Source organism: Enterobacter sp. 50793107, assembly GCF_001463365.1.
GTDB classification, from domain to species: Bacteria; Pseudomonadota; Gammaproteobacteria; order Enterobacterales; family Enterobacteriaceae; genus Enterobacter; species Enterobacter cloacae.
Map to the genome: position 1 here is coordinate 1 of NZ_LNII01000139.1, position 254 is coordinate 254.

Genomic DNA, 254 nt, shown 5'->3' on the forward strand with positions numbered 1-254 from the left:
GGCCGCAAGGTTAAAACTCAAATGAATTGACGGGGGCCCGCACAAGCGGTGGAGCATGTGGTTTAATTCGATGCAACGCGAAGAACCTTACCTGGTCTTGACATCCACAGAACTTTCCAGAGATGGATTGGTGCCTTCGGGAACTGTGAGACAGGTGCTGCATGGCTGTCGTCAGCTCGTGTTGTGAAATGTTGGGTTAAGTCCCGCAACGAGCGCAACCCTTATCCTTTGTTGCCAGCGGTCCGGCCGGGAAC

At 53.9% G+C, this 254-nt stretch carries 1 rRNA gene; it reads left to right on the top strand.

Annotated features, from left to right (window positions below):
• Nucleotides 1–254 (top strand): 16S ribosomal RNA (locus APU11_RS18050); the annotation flags it as partial.